A 14,889-nucleotide genomic window follows, 5' to 3' on the forward strand; every position below is an offset into this window, starting at 1 on the left:
GCGGTGAGCAGGCTGTTGAAAAACAGCTTGCGTGCGGGCCACGGATGGCCCGCCGAAATCAAGCGCATTCTTATGTGCTTGATTTCGGGAGCGTAGCGAAAGCCACGCCTTTCGCAAGCGACGTTGAAAAAGTCCAGGAAGGACTTTTTCAACAACGTGTTAGCCGTCGTCAAGGATTTTCATGCGTAGTATTCGAGTTCTGGACTCTCACACGGGCGGCGAGCCCACGCGTCTGGTCATGGAGGGCGGCCCCGATCTCGGCGACGGGCCGCTCGACCAGCGCCTGCAACGCTTCAAAGACAGCTTCGATGCCTTCCGCTCGGCCATCGTGAACGAGCCGCGCGGCAGCGACCCGGTCGTGGGTGCGTTGCTTTGCCGTCCGCATCGTGAAGACTGCGACTTCGGCGTTCTGTATTTCAACAACGTCGGCTATCTCGGTATGTGCGGTCACGGCACCATCGGCGTGGTCGTGTCGCTCGCGCATGCGGGCAAGTTGAAGCCGGGCAATATCAAGATCGATACGCCGGTGGGCGTCGTCGAAGCCAAACTGCTCCCGGACGGTGCCGTTACCATCGCGAATGTGCCGAGTTATAGAAAAGCTCATGCTGTGAGCGTCGATGTTCCGGGCGTTGGGCGCGTGACGGGCGACGTGGCGTGGGGCGGCAATTGGTTTTATCTCGTGGAGTGGGCTTCCGTGCCGCTCGATTTGCGTCACGTGGATCAGCTCACCGATGTTTCCTGGCGGATCCGCCAGGCCATCAATGCGCAGGGCTATCCTGAAGTGGATCATGTGGAGCTGATGTCACATTCGGACTCGCACGCTCGCGGCCGTAATTTCGTGTTGTGTCCGGGGCGTGCTTACGATCGCTCGCCTTGTGGCACGGGCACGAGCGCCAAACTCGCTTGCCTGGCGGCTGACGGCCATTTGCAGGAAGGCGAGGAGTGGACGCAGGAAAGCGTGCTCGGCAGCGTGTTCACCGCGCGCTATCGTTGGCTCGATCGCGCCGCCGGAAAGATTGCGCCGGAAATCACCGGCACCGCGTTCGTCACGGCGGAAGCGAACTTGTTGCTCGATCCCGCCGATCCATTCTGCTGGGGCATTCGCGCCTAAGCAGAGAAGCGTGCGAGATCGAAAGGCCGCAGGTCGACCGTGGGCAGTTGATTCCAGATCAGCTGTCCAACCAGCTCGGCGGTGACCGCCGCGAGCGTCAGGCCGAGATGCTGGTGACCGAATGCGTACAAAATGTTTGGAGCGTCGGCGACGCGGCCGATCGCGGGCAAATAATCGGGTAGCGTCGGGCGCGCGCCCATCCATTCGACGCAGCCCGATTCGGAGCGGGGCTCGCAAGGCAGGCCGAGCTCGGCGATGTGGCTTCTCAATCGATCCCATTTGCGGCGATCGGGCGGCGCGTCCACGTTGCCGAACTCGACAAAGCTAGCGGCGCGCAGACCCGATTCGAAGCGAGTGACGATCATCGAGCGGTCCTCGAACACGACCGGCGGCAGATCGGGCCAGCGATGCTGAGGCATTTGCAGGTGATAGCCGCGCTCCGCGATCAACGGAATGGCGTCGACGAAGGGCTTCAGCAGCGGGCTCGAACGAGGGCCGGCAGTGACGAGCACCATGTCGGCGGACAAACGTTTGCCATCGTCCAACAACACGGAGGTGCCAGCGCCGCCGTGTTCGATGGCGCGAGCCGCGCCTTGCACGACTTCAACGCCGTGCTCGCGAAGCGAAGCGTTGAGCAGGGTATTCAGCTTGAGCAGGTCGGCGATTTGACCTGTGTTCTCGAAGCGAATGCCTCCGCTCAAAGGTTGCTTGGTGAGGTTGGCGACTTGATGCAGCTCTGCCTGGCTACATTCGTGAAAGCGCGCCGTGCCAATGTCGACCGAACGCCAGGAGGCGAGACCGGCTGCAGCCGTGGCGGCGGATTCCCACACGACGATGTGGCCTGTTTCGAGCAGCACGCCCGGTGCGCCGAGGTTCGCAACCAACGTGCGCCATGCGGGCATGGATGCTGCGAGGAGCGAGCGGAGAGCGGCGCGTCCGCGCGTTACATGATTGGTTGATGAAAACTTCGCCATTTTCAGCGCGAACGGCAGCCACCGGTCGATCTGGTTGAGCGGCAATCCCAAGGCGCCGCCGGCGCTGAACAAGCGCCTGGGGGCGGACCGGATCACGGCCCAGGAGGCGAGCGGCTCGACCTGCTCGATGGCAATATGTCCGGCGTTTCCCCAGGAAGCCGCGCGTCGCAGGTCCAATGGATCGACCACAGTGACCTGTAATTTCCCCCCGCGCAGGCGCAATGCCGTGCTCAAGCCTATGATGCCGCCGCCGATGACGATGATCCGTCGCATGGAACCTCTGTTTTATCTTTGCGTCTTAGTAGATAATATACGATATACGTAACCTGCTCGACCACGAGGCGAATCATGACCCCCACCTGGCAAGGCGTTTATCCGGCGGCAACCACCCAATTCAAGCCGGATCTGTCGATCGACGTCGCGGACACTCAGCGCGTGGTCGACAACCTGATCAAGGACGGCGTGCACGGCATCATCGCCATGGGCACGGTGGGTGAGAACAACTCGCTCGACGGCGATGAAAAGCGCACCCTGCTACGCGCCGTCGTCGAAACCGTCGCGGGCCGCGTTCCGGTCGTGACCGGCGTGTCCGAGTTCGACACACGTCGCGCGGTCGCGTATGCGAAGGATGCGCAGAAGGCCGGCGCCGACGGCCTGATGGTGTTGCCGGCCATGGTGTATGTGCCCACTGGAGAAGAGCTGACTTTTCATTTCCGCACGGTGGCCGAGGCGACCGATCTGCCGATCATGTTGTACAACAATCCGCCGGCGTACCGCGTGAACATTACGACGGGCGTGTTGCAGGCGTTGAGCAACGTGAAGAACATCGTCGCCGTCAAAGAGTCGGCCCCGGATCCGCGTCGCTTCACCGATCTGATCAACGCCTTCGGCGATCGCTTCAAACTGCTCGCGGGCCTGGACGACGTGGCCTTCGAAGGCTTCATGCTCGGTGCGGTGGGTTGGGTGTCGGGTTTGACGAACGCCTTCCCGCAGGAATCGATTCAGCTGGTGGAAGCGATCCGTCGCAACGATCTGAATCGCGCGCGCGCCATCTATCGCTGGTTCATGCCGCTGCTGCATCTGGATGCGGAGCACGACCTGGTGCAATCGATCAAGCTCGCCGAGCAGATCATGGGCCGTGGCTCCGAGCGCGTGCGTCCGCCTCGCTTGCCGCTGTCTGGCGCGCGGCGTAAAGAAGTCACTGCTTTGGTGGAGCGGGCGGCCGCGACTCGTCCGAGCGCCGCATAACCCCGCGGCCGGGCGCCGCAATCGTCACAACAGCACTGAAGGGGATGAGCTTGGGCATATTCGGTGTGCGTAAACCGCTGCAAACCGAGGCGGTGGCCGAGGAAGGCAAGCGCTTGGCCAAGACGCTGAGCTGGCCGCATCTGATCGCCCTGGGCGTCGGTGCGATTGTTGGGACGGGAATCTACACGCTGACCGGCGTCGGTGCAGACCGCGCCGGTCCTGCGGTGATCCTCGCATTTGCCATCGCCGGGGCAGTGTGTGCATGCGCTGCTCTCGCCTACGCAGAAGTGGCCACGCTCATGCCTACGGCGGGCGGCGCGTACACATATACCTATATGGCCATCGGCGAACGGCTCGCCTGGATCGTCGGCTGGAGTTTGATTCTCGAATATTCCCTCGCGTGCAGTACTGTCGCAGTGGGATGGTCGGGGTATCTCGTAGGTTGGCTACAGAGCGCAGGTATCGAGTTGCCTGCCGCGATACTAAGCGGGCCTCACGCTGGCGGCATCATCAACTTGCCTGCGGTGCTCGTCGCGCTGGTCATTGCGGGCATGCTCATCATGGGCACGCGCGAAAGCGCGACGTTCAATATTCTGCTGGTGGTCATCAAGCTCACGGCGCTGGCGTGCTTCGTCGCGCTCGCGCTGCCGGCATTCAACGGTGAAAATTTACAACCGTTCATGCCTTACGGATTTGCCAGTCACGTGGAGGGTGGTGAGGTCCGAGGCGTGATGGCTGCGGCGGCTATCGTGTTCTTCGCCTTCTATGGTTTCGACGCGGTCGCGACCTCAGCCGAGGAGGCGAAGAACCCGGGCCGCGATCTGAAAATCGGCATCATCGGCTCGATGGCCGTCTGCACTTTGATTTATATGCTCGTGGCGATTTCCGCCGTCGCCTCCGTCAGCCATACCGAACTGGCCGCTTCGGGCGAGCCGCTGGCCTATGTGTTGAGAACCTTGAATCATCCGTTCGCGGCCTGGGCGATCGGGCTGGCGGCGTTGATCGCGTTACCCTCGGTGATTCTGGTGATGATGTATGGCCAGAGCCGCATCTTCTTCGTGATGGCGCGCGATGGCTTGCTGCCGCGTCGTTTGAGCGCAGTCTCGCCGCGCACGGGCACGCCCGTGTTGATCACGGCGGTCACTGGTATTTTCGTGGCTGCCGCGGCTGGCCTGTTCCGGCTCGATGAAATCGCGGAGCTCGCGAATGCCGGCACCTTGCTGGCGTTTGTGACCACTGCGGCGTCGATGATGGTGTTGCGGCGTACGTCGCCCGAGCTGCCGCGTGTGTTCCGTTGTCCTGCGCCGATGGTGGTGGGGACGCTGGCCATCCTTGGCTGCGCCTATTTGTTCTTCAGCTTGCCGACGCTGACCATCCAGCGGTTCCTGCTGTGGAACGCGGTTGGCTTCGCCATTTACCTGCTGCTGCAGGCATTGCGGCCGAATCGCGTGCCGGATGCTTCCAAGGTCAGCGGTTGATTATTTCACGATGATGCGCGCGTTGAGTGGTTGCACCGGGCGCGCATTGTCGTGACCCATCGCGGCGTGCAGGTGTTCGATCTGCTCTTCGGAGGCGGTGATCGGGTGCTTCAACACCAGCCAATTCACGCCCTCTGAGCACGGCGGCGTGGTGAGCGAGCCGGAGAAGCGATAGTAGTCGCGCGTCTTCGGCATCAGCTCGGCAGCGGCGACTTTCACTACGAGATCATGCTTGTCGCCGGCGCGCACCGGCAGGTCTTTGCCGAGCTTCTCCAGCGCGGCGTTCGCCGCGCCTTCCTCCACGAACACAGCTACGACGGCGAGATTGCCGTCCTCGTCAGCGTGTACGAAGTGCGCCTCGAGCGGGAACCGCTTGCCGTTGAGCAGGTCTTCGCTCGGCGCGTGGAAGTGGAATTGTTTCAGCTGGTAGCGATGCGAATCGACCGTCAGCTCGCTGCCCGGCGCGTAGGTGACCTGCACGGTGTGGCCGTTGTTGAAGACGTCCTGGGCGAGGGACTGATACTTGAACGACAGCGGCGCGAGCTTCGCGCTAACTGCGTCCCGCAAATCCACCGGCGACTGATTCTTGCCCGAGTTGCACAAGCCGCCCCAATGCGTCGGGCCGTCGTCGCCCTCGTAGCTCCAATGCTGCTCGTCAGCCATGGCCAGGGAGGAAACAGTCAGCGCCGTCGCCAACATGAACAAGTTTTTCACGCAAGCTCTCCGATCGAGGGGTAGGGCGGTCCTTTCCATAATGAGGGCCGCTGTCCGGGTGCCGGACCGAAGGTTAGACGCGCCAGTGAGAGAAAATCATGCGCGCGAGCTAAAAAAGAAAAGCATGCGTTTACCCAGTGCGCCGGAATTCCGGCGTTACCATGGGGCGTTTTCTCGGGGCGATCAGATCCTCATACGATGAGGACGCCGCTCGGCATCGCCAGCCGATCGGCGATGCGTGACCACGTGCGGCCGGCGTCTTGCGATAAATAGAGATTTCCGCCGGTGTCGGCGAGTGCGAGCATCGAGGCGTGGGACGCGATGCAGGCCGTGTCGACTTTGCCTTCAGTCCATCTCGGCAGGCCGCCCTCGACGGGCAGCAGCGGGCCTGGCCGATCGAGCGGGCGGCGATACATGGCACCTTGTGCAGAGAAAGGATCTTCGGATGCGGAAACGAGAACGTCGTTAGCCGCGAATGCGACTGCCGAGCAGTAGGGTGCATGCAAGCCTTCTTGCTCCACGTTCCAGCTCGCGCCGCCGTCCAGGCTGATGCACAATCCGGTCGCTGCAGCGGCGATGACGATGTTGGGTCGAGTGTCATGAGCACGCACTTCATGGACGTCTTCAGAGACGTCGATGGTTGGATGCCACGTCGCGCCGCCGTCGATGGAGCGTGGAATGCCGCCGACGTGTACGTTCGCCAGCAGTGCGCGGCCATTGCAGGTCGCGGTCATGGATCGGATACCGAGCGGCGGGCCAACGATCTTGCCGTCGATCAGCGCCGTTCCCGCGTACCACCTGTCACGTCCCGGTACGTCCGCGAATCCAGGTAGGCGGACCAGATTGCCGCTCGCGTCCAGCCGCAATATCTGCGCGTCATCCGTGCCGACGTAGAGCTCGCCGGCAGTCGCCACACAGCATGAGAGATCGAGCTCGGTCTCTGCAATCGTGCGCCACTCGCCAGTAGCAAAGCGTCGACGTAACGTGCGCCCGTCAACGACGGCGAGAGCGCCTCCGTTGCCGTCGGAGGCCAGGCCTCGCACCTGACCTTCGAGCTCGTGCCTGGAATTCCCGCCCGTGATGGCGATCAGTCCATCGTCCCAGGTTGCCACCAGTACTGTATCCATCGGCGTCCACTCCCGATTTCAGCGCTAGCTCATGGGCACATAGTGCCAATGCTGGGAGTCGGACTTCAAGCTCAGCGGGCGGCGGGGCAGTCGCCGATCGGGGTGCCGGTGACACGTTGAGAAAACGTCATGTTCTTACCTCCTAATTTCACGTCGAGCGTGCCGCGGATGACGCGGTCGCCGACATGCCACTTTGCCGTGCCGGTCGTTCCAGTCGAGCGTTCACAAAGCAGAACGTAGGCGATGGTGTCTTCATCCTGACGTTGCTCGCGTAATCGACAGCCCGCGAGAGACGGGTGTTGAAGAACCGGGAAGGCGGATGCGAGATTCTCGCGGCTAAGGCATTGTTTGGTGCGTGTCACGGCGTATCGGAGGTTTTCCTCCAGGTGTGGCATGCTCGTTTCGGCGGTGAGATGGTATAGCCGAGGCGCCCCGCCGGACTCGGAGACGAGTGTGGCCACAGCCATCAGGAAGCAGCAACGCAGTGTCGTCAGCAAAGCTGGCTCCTTGTCCGATCGGGAAATCTCCCGAGTGGTCTCGATACTCCCTCTTGGCTTGTTTGACGCTCCGATTGTTGCTATCGGTCACCGAGTCAGATTGCGATCCGCAGTGCTTATCCAATTCCGTGCGCAGCAACGCCTCGTACACTGACTGCAACTGGCTCAGCGTGAAAGTCGGGGGCATCAAGTGCACGGGCAAGGAAGAGTAGAGCGTCTTGGACCGAACACGGGTGGCGGCGGCCAGTGCATCCTCGTAGGTATCCGTGTGCACGAATCCGCCTGGCAGCGTCCACTCGCCGGCATGCGGCGGCCGAGGTCGCTGCAACAGGGCGGCGCACCGCTCGTTGTCTTGCAGGGTCAGCAGCACCACGTCCACGGTCACGATCGGCTGCTCGAATGTTAAGGTGACGCATCGGTTGGAGCAGGACACATGCATACACTTCTGATCATCGATCCCCAGAACGACTTTTGCGACCCCAACGGGACGCTGTTCGTGCCCGGCGCCGGCGAGGACATGCAGCACCTCGCGAGCTTCGTCCGAAAGGCCCGAGGCGCGTTGGGCGAAGTCGTCGTGACCCTGGACTCACATCCGAGCGTCGCCATCGAACGTCCGACCTTCTGGAAGCGGGGGGACGGGCTACCAGTCACGGCATTTACGCAGATCACTCATGCGCAGGTCGGCGCCGGCGAATACGCCCCAATCGATTCCTCCTTGCGTCCGACCGTCCTGACGTATCTTCAGACCCTGGAGGCGCAAGGTCGGTATAAATTGATGGTGTGGCCCGTGCACTGTGTGATCGGCGCCTGGGGCCACAATGTCCACCGCGCTGTGCTCGATGCCATCGGCGAGTGGGAGTTTCAGGTGCAACGCGGGGCTTACAAAGTGCTCAAGGGCCAAAATCCTCTGACGGAGCAATACAGCGCCGTACGCGCCGAGGTGCCCTCGGTGGATGATCCTCGCACTCAGACCAATCATCAGCTGATCGAGAAGTGTCGCCCCACTTCCGGACTGTTGTTCGTGGCGGGTGAGGCCGCAAGTCACTGTGTCGCCGCCACGCTCGACCACTTGTTCGAGGAATTCTCCGACGAGGAAATCAGCCGCGTGGTGCTGCTCGAGGATTGCATGAGCCCAGTGACCGGTTTCGACACTCACGCCGCCGCCTTCCAGAACCGAGCATTGGCGCACGGTGCTCGGACGATGAGCAGCGCTCGGGCGCTGACTGAACTATTCACGAATTAAGCCTTTGGCGAGTCTCCCATGTTCACACCCATCATTCGCTCGCTGCTCGACACCGATCTGTACAAGCTGACCATGCTGTCGCCGATGTTGCATCGGTTTCCGGCCAATCAGGCGGTCTACAGCTTCGTGTGTCGCAACTCTCCGCAATATCCGCTCGCGAGCTTGAAGGCGGATGTCGAGGCGCAGCTCGATCATCTGTGCACACTCAACTACACCGAGGAAGAGCTCGACTATCTGTCGACCAAGTCCTTTTTCAAGAGTGACTTCATCGACTTCCTGCGCATCTTCCATTTTCAGCGGCGCTACATCACGGTCAGCACCGAGGGCGACACACTCAAGATCGTGGCGCGCGGCCCGCAGATTCACGTCATGGGCTTCGAGATTTTCGTGCTGTCCATCGTGAACGAGCTGTACTTCCGTCGCTACGCCACGCCCGAGACGCTCGAGGAGGGACGTAAGCGACTCGCCGAAAAGATTCGCATCCTGCGAGAGTTTCGCTCGCAACCTCCGGTCGCGGAGGTCTCACCGCCAACGGTGTTGCAGTTTGCTAATGGCACCACCGCGCCGGTGGCCGGAAGCGGCTTGCGGTCGGTCAAGCATCCTTTCCAGTTCTTCGACTTTGGTACGAGGCGCCGATTCTCGCGCGAGTGGCACGAGGAGATGGTGGCCACGCTGCAGCGTGAAGTGCCGCAATACTTCAAGGGTACGTCGAATGTGTATCTGGCCAAGAAGTACGGCCTCGCCGCCATCGGCACCATGGCGCATGAATATCTGCAAACCTTCCAGGCAGTGGGCGTGCAGTTGAAGAACTTCCAGAAGGAGGCGTTGGAGGCCTGGGTTCAGGAGTATCGCGGCGATCTTGGCGTAGCCTTGACCGACGTGGTCGGGATGGATGCGTTCATATCGGACTTCGATCTCTATTTCGCCAAGCTCTTCGACGGCCTGCGCCACGATTCCGGCGATCCGGTCGTGTGGGGTGAGAAAGCCCTGGCGCACTATCAGCGCCTGCGAGTGGATCCACACACCAAGCGCCTGGTGTTCTCCGACGGACTCAATATCCCGAAGGCGCTCGCTCTCTACGAACATTTCGCGGACCGGGTGCAGTGTGGCTTCGGTATCGGCACCGACCTTTCCAACGACACGGGCGTGCCAGCGTTGAACATCGTGATGAAGCTCACCGAGTGCAACGGACAACCGGTCGCGAAACTCTCCGACACGCCGGGCAAGACGTTGTGCAGCGATGAAACGTTTCTTGCGTACCTGCGCCAGGTCTTCAAACAGGCTGCTTGAGCATGCCCACACTGTCTATCGCGCTAGCCCAGATCAATCCCACCATCGGCGACATCGATGGCAATCTTTCACTGATGGTCGACGCCGCCCGGCGCGCACAGGCCGAAGGCGCAAGACTCGTTGCATTCCCCGAGCTGTCACTCACGGCTTATTACCCGGCGGATCTGCTGGAGGATCCAGACTTTCAGCGTCGTCTCGCGAAGGGCATCGAAGACCTGATCGCCGCCACGCGGGAGCTTCCTGACTTGCATTGGGTGGTCGGCGCGCCGACGCCCAATACCGGTATCGGCAAGCCGCTGTTCAATTCGCTGCTGGTGTTGAAAAACGGCGAGATCCTGTTGCGGTATCACAAGCAACTGCTGCCCACCTACAACATTTTCGATGAGCGCCGGCACTTCGAACCCGGACCGGACGTGGCCAGGATTCTGGATATCGAAGATGTGCGTGTCGGCTTCATGATCTGCGAGGACGGTTGGAACGACGAAGGACGCGATTACATCGTCAATCCCTTCAACCGCCTGGCCGATGCGGCGCCAGACCTGGTCGTGTCGATCAACGCCAGCCCGTCGAGCATCGGCCGCCGCGAAATGCGACACGAGATCTTCTCCAAGGCGAGTGCGCGGCACCGCTTGCCGCTGGTGTATGTGAATCAGGTGGGCGGGCACGATCAACTGATCTATGACGGATCCTCCTTTGCCGTCGATCCCGTTCGCGGAATCGTGATGGAGGGCGCTCGCTTTCAGCCCGACCTCATGGTTCTGCAGGTTCATACGCGGGGTTCTTTTCTGGCACGCGATGGCAAAGAACTCAGTGCGGTCGATGCGAAAGGCCTGTCGACCAACGAGTTCTATCGCCAGCAACTGGTGTTGGGCTTGCGTGATTACGCGCGACGCTGCGGATTTTCCACGGCGGTCGTCGGGTCCTCTGGTGGCATCGACTCGGCGCTGACGCTCGCGATCGCCGCGGAGGCGCTCGGTCCGAAGAACGTCGTTGCGATCACCATGCCGTCGCAGTATTCCAGCACGGGCAGCGTGACGGACTCGGAACGGCTGTGTCAGAACTTGGGAATCGCGCTGTACACGCATCCCATCAAAGAGTTGGTGGAACTGTACGCCGCGCAATTCCACACGGCATTTGGCGAGGCGCTCACGGGATTGTCCAAAGAGAATCTGCAGGCGCGCATCCGTGGCACGATTCTGATGGAGTACTCGAACCGCTTTGGTCACCTGCTCCTGACCACGGGCAACAAGAGCGAAATTTCCGTCGGTTACTGCACGCTGTATGGTGACACCAATGGCGGCCTGGGCGTCATCGGCGATCTATACAAGACCGAGGTGTTCTCGCTGGCGCGACACTACAACGAAGTGGCCGGTCGGGAAGTGATACCGGTGGCTATCATCGATAAGCCGCCGTCGGCCGAACTGGCGCCCGGCCAGAAGGACACGGACAGCCTGCCGCCGTATGAGGTATTGGATCCGATTCTGAAAACCCTCATCGAAGGCTCGCGGTTGTCGGAGAAAGAAGGCGAGGCCGCGATGAAGGCCATGCTGGAGACTGGCTCGACGAGCGAGGGCAAAGCGACCATCGAGCGAGTGAAGCGAATGATTGCACGCAACGAGTACAAGCGCCGGCAGTCGCCGCCCATCCTGCGCGTACGTTCACGCGCGTTCGGCAGCGGCCGGCAGATGCCGATTGCCGCCAAGTACTGAGTACATTGTCCAGGATCGCACATGAGCACGAACGTCGCCGTCATCGTTGGCCGATTTCAGATCCTGCAGCGGGGGCATGGCACCTTGTTACAGGCGGCGCTCGCCCTGGCGCCGAAAGTGCTCATCGTCATCGGTTCTGCGTTTCGGGCACGCGATGCTCACAATCCGTTTACGTGTGAGGAGCGCAAGCAGCAGTTCGAAGCCGTGCTGACCGCGGAGGAAAGGAAGCGCGTCGAGTTTCTGCCCGTTCGTGACTATTACGACGATCAACGTTGGTGCGATGCCGTGCGCGCCGGCTTGGAGCGCATCGCCGGTCGCGGCGCTCAGGTCACTCTGGTGGGATTCAAGAAGGATCACACTTCGAGCTACCTCGATGCCTTTCCCGGCTGGACCGTGCATGAAGTCGAACCGCAATTCGACATCAGCGCCAGCGATCTTCGGCGGATCTACTTCGAGAGCACCAGCATGTCAGCGGCGCTGACCGTCATTGGCAACTACGTGGAGCCCGGCGTACGTAATTATCTCGAAGCCTGGGCGCAGCTGCCGGCTTATCGCCAATGCCAGGCCGAGCATCGCGCCGTGGCGGAGTATCGTGAGAAATACACCGCGCCTTTTTATATCACCGCGGACTCGGTGGTGACCACGCAGGGTCATGTGTTGTTGATCAAGCGCGGCGGGACCATCGGTCATGGCTTGTGGGCGCTGCCCGGCGGATTTGTCGATCCGTGGGAGCGTTTCTATCCCGCAGCCGTGCGAGAGCTGGCAGAGGAGACGGGTTACAAACCGCATCCTGCGCAACTACGCGCCGCGCTGAAATCCTCTGCCGTCTTCGACCATCCCGCGCGCTCACCGCGAGGCCGGATCATCACCAACGCGTTTCACTTCGATCTGAAAGATGCCGAGTTTCCCGATGTCGTCGGCAGCGACGATGCGAAGCTCGCCAAGTGGGTTCCTATCGCGCAGCTGCCTTCACTCGAATCGCAGATCTTCGAGGATCACGCCTGCATCCTGGATCACTTCATCGGGCTCTATCCCGCGCCCTGATCCAGCTCACGGCTGCCGTATGTTGACATCATCGTACCGAACCGCAGTCTTGAACGCCGCGAGCCCGTAGATGCCTCGAGGATGCGAGGTGTCCTCGGCTTCCAGCGTCAAGCGACCGTTCACATAGAGTCGCAGCGAACTGCCGATCGCTTCCATGCGCATCGTGTACCAGGTTCCGGCCGTGACCTGCAGTGGCGCGGTGTCCAGCACATGAACCGTGCCATTGACCAGACCCCGCAATGACACCGTGTTGTTATTGCGAGCAGTCACATAGTAGTAGTTCTGATCGTCGACAAAGCGGGTGATCAGACCGAACCAGCGTTCGCCGGTGGTCGTGAAGCTCGTCGGCTTGACGCGCGCCTGCAGGATCTGATCCTCGGTGGGAATGCCGACGACTGCTCGCGCGCCACCGGCGATCGAAGTCTGAGCCAGCACCACCGAGGTGTCGTTCGCCAACGCCCAAGTGCCAGTCTGCAATTGCCAGGACGGATCGATGATGCCTCGATTGTCGAAAACGTCCGTGAACAGGGTGGTCTGCGGACTCGGCGTCACAACCACGTTGTCGAAGTAGGCCCGCGTCTTGTACATATACAAACCCGCGCGCCCGCTACTATGCGACGTATCCCGGGCTCGCAGCACTTCTTTGCCGTCCACAAAGGCGCGAATCAACGTGCCAATGGCTTCCAGCCGCACGTTATAAGTTCGTCCCAGTGTCACCGGCATGCTCGCGCTCGCGAGATTCACGATGGCGCCGTTCACGAGTTTTCTGAGTTGCACGGAGTTCGAGCTTCGCAGGGTCACATAGTAGTAATTGCCCGCGTCGGTCTGGCGCGCCGTCAGTCCGAACCATCGATCTGCGCCGTCGAAAGCTGTGGCCTTCATATCGGCCTGGATCGATTGATTCCCCCAATTCATGCCGGTGGGCGAGGATCCAGCCGCCCCGGCGGTACTGCCTTGGCGATACATGAGAGAACCGCCCTCGAGAACGACACTGAAACTGCTGCCTGCGATAGGCGTCCAGTCGCTCGCATTCGCATCCTCGAAGTTATCGGTGAAGATCGCAGGCTGACTCAGGTCGTCGGGAAGCTCATAGACATACGCCGCGCCGTTCGCGCCGGCGACCACTGTGCGCTCGTATACCTCCACGTCACTGCTCCCCAGCACGGTGCCCGGTAGCGATTCTCTGGTGACCAGCTTCGCCGAGTAGGTGAAATTGCGATTGTCGGGGCTGGTGTAGACGGCGACGGAGCCGGCGAACGGAGCGCGTTCCGAATCGTCGTAACTCGGCACGAGGGCAGTCCCATGCCGCAACGACAGCCGTCCCATGCGTCCGGCGTTCAGAGCATCGGGGCGCTGCAGATTGCCGCTGGGCTGTTGATAGGGCGGCAGGAAGATATAAGGACCGCCTTTGGTTTGCGGCGCGCTGACCAGCAACGTATCGGCGAAGAATGTGACTTCGTTCCCATACTCATGCGCCGTAACCGGCGCTGGAACCAGCACGCGATTCCAGATGCCGTCCGTGTTGGTGAAGACATAAACCTCGGGACCGCCGACGACGACGCGGTGGCTGCCGAGGATGTCGACTTCCCTGCCATAGAATTCGTCATCGCAGCCGTCCGGGTGAACAGCGCCCATGAAGTATTGCCCGTTGGCGTAACTACCGTCCGACTGGCGTTGGATCAGGCGTGCGTCGTAGCCGCAGCCGCCCTCGCTCACCACGAAGAACCCCGAGTTCGCTTCGATATCCGTGCTGTTCGGGGAGCTGGCCGTGGAGGGAACATTGATCCATCCGGCGGGAGTGCGCTGAAAGAAATGCACGCGTCCGAGGGCGACCGCGGCTAGCGCCCCGTCGATTGCGACCGAGATGGGCGTCACGTGCGCGATCTCGTTCTGGATGTCGGAAACGAGCAGGGTGTTGTATTGCCACTGGCCGGCCGCGTTTCGCTCGAATGCGAACGCCGCCTGCTCGAGGCTGCCCGGACCCTCTTCGGGCGGGCCAGGGCGGCTGGCGGTCACAATGAGAATGTTTCCTTCGATGGCCACCCGGCCGCAACAGCTCCAGCTGGGATCCGGCAGGGTGAGCTTGGCCTGTTCTTCGAGCACCAGCGGCCGGGCGTGCGATGTGTATGCGAATCCGACACTCAGAGAAATACTCAACGCCAGTGCCCAATGCAGTGTGGTCCGATGCTGCGTACGCATGTTCCCCCCCTGACCCCATGTCGGCGTGCCGTTGCGCCATGGTCTGAACGCCGGACAAGGAACAAAGATCCTTGGTTGGGATGCGGTGTAGGCAAACTCATGGGAAAAGCCCTGAAGGCTGCAATGGGCGATCGCCTGAGCATCGGCGCACCTGTCTCCCGCTGATTGCACAACGCCGCGGCAATGTTGCATGCGCAACTGCATTCGTCTCAGGGGACGCGCGTCACGTTTTGCCGACGATAAATTTTGAGCAGC

12 protein-coding genes and 1 pseudogene are annotated in these 14,889 nt (G+C 61.4%); 7 read left to right on the forward strand and 6 right to left on the reverse strand.

Annotated elements, in window-relative coordinates; all coding sequences use genetic code 11:
• Positions 1-181 precede the first annotated feature (181 nt).
• Positions 182-1,111, forward strand: a complete 930-nt coding sequence (locus VGD45_RS23645; protein WP_331157831.1) for a proline racemase family protein — start codon at positions 182-184, stop codon at positions 1,109-1,111.
• On the opposite strand, the gene VGD45_RS23650 is transcribed toward VGD45_RS23645, so the two are convergent.
• Positions 1,108-2,358 (reverse strand): FAD-dependent oxidoreductase, encoded by a 1,251-nt coding sequence (locus VGD45_RS23650; RefSeq protein WP_331157832.1) that lies wholly within the window; start codon positions 2,356-2,358, stop codon positions 1,108-1,110. The two genes, VGD45_RS23645 and VGD45_RS23650, sit on opposite strands and share 4 nt — an antisense overlap.
• Positions 2,359-2,433: 75 nt before the next feature.
• Here VGD45_RS23650 and VGD45_RS23655 point away from each other — a divergent pair, with 75 nt between their 5' ends.
• Both VGD45_RS23655 and VGD45_RS23660 read left to right on the forward strand, forming a co-directional pair.
• Positions 2,434-3,333 carry a dihydrodipicolinate synthase family protein gene (locus tag VGD45_RS23655; protein ID WP_331157833.1) on the forward strand — a complete coding sequence of 300 codons (900 nt, stop codon included), beginning with the start codon at positions 2,434-2,436 and terminating at the stop codon, positions 3,331-3,333.
• Between the two features lie 44 nt (positions 3,334-3,377).
• Positions 3,378-4,811, forward strand: a complete 1,434-nt coding sequence (locus tag VGD45_RS23660; RefSeq protein WP_331157834.1) for an amino acid permease — start codon at positions 3,378-3,380, stop codon at positions 4,809-4,811.
• Here the strand turns inward: VGD45_RS23660 and VGD45_RS23665 are convergent, their stop codons facing one another.
• From VGD45_RS23665 to VGD45_RS34425, 4 genes and pseudogenes are all read right to left on the reverse strand, one after another.
• Positions 4,812-5,510 (reverse strand): carbonic anhydrase, encoded by a 699-nt coding sequence (locus VGD45_RS23665; RefSeq protein WP_414717604.1) that lies wholly within the window; start codon positions 5,508-5,510, stop codon positions 4,812-4,814. It abuts the gene before it with no gap.
• A 206-nt stretch (positions 5,511-5,716) separates the two neighbouring features.
• Positions 5,717-6,652 (reverse strand): hypothetical protein, encoded by a 936-nt coding sequence (locus VGD45_RS23670; protein ID WP_331157836.1) that lies wholly within the window; start codon positions 6,650-6,652, stop codon positions 5,717-5,719.
• A 71-nt stretch (positions 6,653-6,723) separates the two neighbouring features.
• Complete coding sequence (locus tag VGD45_RS23675) at positions 6,724-7,149, reverse strand: DUF3617 family protein (RefSeq protein ID WP_331157837.1); 426 nt, start codon at positions 7,147-7,149, stop codon at positions 6,724-6,726.
• A gap of 127 nt (positions 7,150-7,276) precedes the next feature.
• Positions 7,277-7,588, reverse strand: a pseudogene (locus VGD45_RS34425) (NrtR DNA-binding winged helix domain-containing protein); the annotation flags it as partial.
• Between VGD45_RS34425 and VGD45_RS23680 the strand changes: the two are divergent.
• From VGD45_RS23680 to VGD45_RS23695, 4 genes are read left to right on the forward strand one after another with little or no spacing between them, the layout of a single operon-like run.
• Complete coding sequence (locus VGD45_RS23680; RefSeq protein WP_331157838.1) at positions 7,583-8,392, forward strand: hypothetical protein; 810 nt, start codon at positions 7,583-7,585, stop codon at positions 8,390-8,392. The pseudogene VGD45_RS34425 and the gene VGD45_RS23680 overlap by 6 nt on opposite strands.
• An 18-nt stretch (positions 8,393-8,410) precedes the next feature.
• Positions 8,411-9,682 carry a nicotinate phosphoribosyltransferase gene (pncB, locus tag VGD45_RS23685; RefSeq protein ID WP_331157839.1) on the forward strand — a complete coding sequence of 424 codons (1,272 nt, stop codon included), beginning with the start codon at positions 8,411-8,413 and terminating at the stop codon, positions 9,680-9,682.
• 2 nt (positions 9,683-9,684) lie between these two features.
• Positions 9,685-11,391 (forward strand): NAD+ synthase, encoded by a 1,707-nt coding sequence (locus tag VGD45_RS23690; protein ID WP_331157840.1) that lies wholly within the window; start codon positions 9,685-9,687, stop codon positions 11,389-11,391.
• A gap of 21 nt (positions 11,392-11,412) precedes the next feature.
• Positions 11,413-12,435 (forward strand): NUDIX domain-containing protein, encoded by a 1,023-nt coding sequence (locus tag VGD45_RS23695; protein WP_331157841.1) that lies wholly within the window; start codon positions 11,413-11,415, stop codon positions 12,433-12,435.
• Positions 12,436-12,441: 6 nt separating this feature from the next.
• Here VGD45_RS23695 and VGD45_RS23700 read toward each other — a convergent pair whose 3' ends face one another.
• Complete coding sequence (locus VGD45_RS23700; protein ID WP_331157842.1) at positions 12,442-14,634, reverse strand: hypothetical protein; 2,193 nt, start codon at positions 14,632-14,634, stop codon at positions 12,442-12,444.
• Between the last annotated feature and the right edge of the window lie 255 nt (positions 14,635-14,889).

This window comes from Steroidobacter sp., assembly GCF_036402275.1.
GTDB lineage: Bacteria > Pseudomonadota > Gammaproteobacteria > Steroidobacterales > Steroidobacteraceae > Steroidobacter.

What these genes read in the sequence shown, in the direction of transcription:
- VGD45_RS23655 (WP_331157833.1), top strand. Translation starts at nt 2,434, where the DNA reads ATGACCCCCACCTGGCAAGGCGTTTATCCGGCGGCAACCACCCAATTC.
- VGD45_RS23645 (WP_331157831.1), top strand. Translation starts at nt 182, where the DNA reads ATGCGTAGTATTCGAGTTCTGGACTCTCACACGGGCGGCGAGCCCACG.
- VGD45_RS23700 (WP_331157842.1), bottom strand. Translation starts at nt 14,634, where the DNA reads ATGCGTACGCAGCATCGGACCACACTGCATTGGGCACTGGCGTTGAGT.
- VGD45_RS23695 (WP_331157841.1), top strand. Translation starts at nt 11,413, where the DNA reads ATGAGCACGAACGTCGCCGTCATCGTTGGCCGATTTCAGATCCTGCAG.
- VGD45_RS23670 (WP_331157836.1), bottom strand. Translation starts at nt 6,652, where the DNA reads ATGGATACAGTACTGGTGGCAACCTGGGACGATGGACTGATCGCCATC.
- VGD45_RS23665 (WP_414717604.1), bottom strand. Translation starts at nt 5,510, where the DNA reads ATGTTGGCGACGGCGCTGACTGTTTCCTCCCTGGCCATGGCTGACGAG.
- VGD45_RS23650 (WP_331157832.1), bottom strand. Translation starts at nt 2,358, where the DNA reads ATGCGACGGATCATCGTCATCGGCGGCGGCATCATAGGCTTGAGCACG.
- pncB (WP_331157839.1), top strand. Translation starts at nt 8,411, where the DNA reads ATGTTCACACCCATCATTCGCTCGCTGCTCGACACCGATCTGTACAAG.
- VGD45_RS23690 (WP_331157840.1), top strand. Translation starts at nt 9,685, where the DNA reads ATGCCCACACTGTCTATCGCGCTAGCCCAGATCAATCCCACCATCGGC.
- VGD45_RS23660 (WP_331157834.1), top strand. Translation starts at nt 3,378, where the DNA reads ATGAGCTTGGGCATATTCGGTGTGCGTAAACCGCTGCAAACCGAGGCG.
- VGD45_RS23680 (WP_331157838.1), top strand. Translation starts at nt 7,583, where the DNA reads ATGCATACACTTCTGATCATCGATCCCCAGAACGACTTTTGCGACCCC.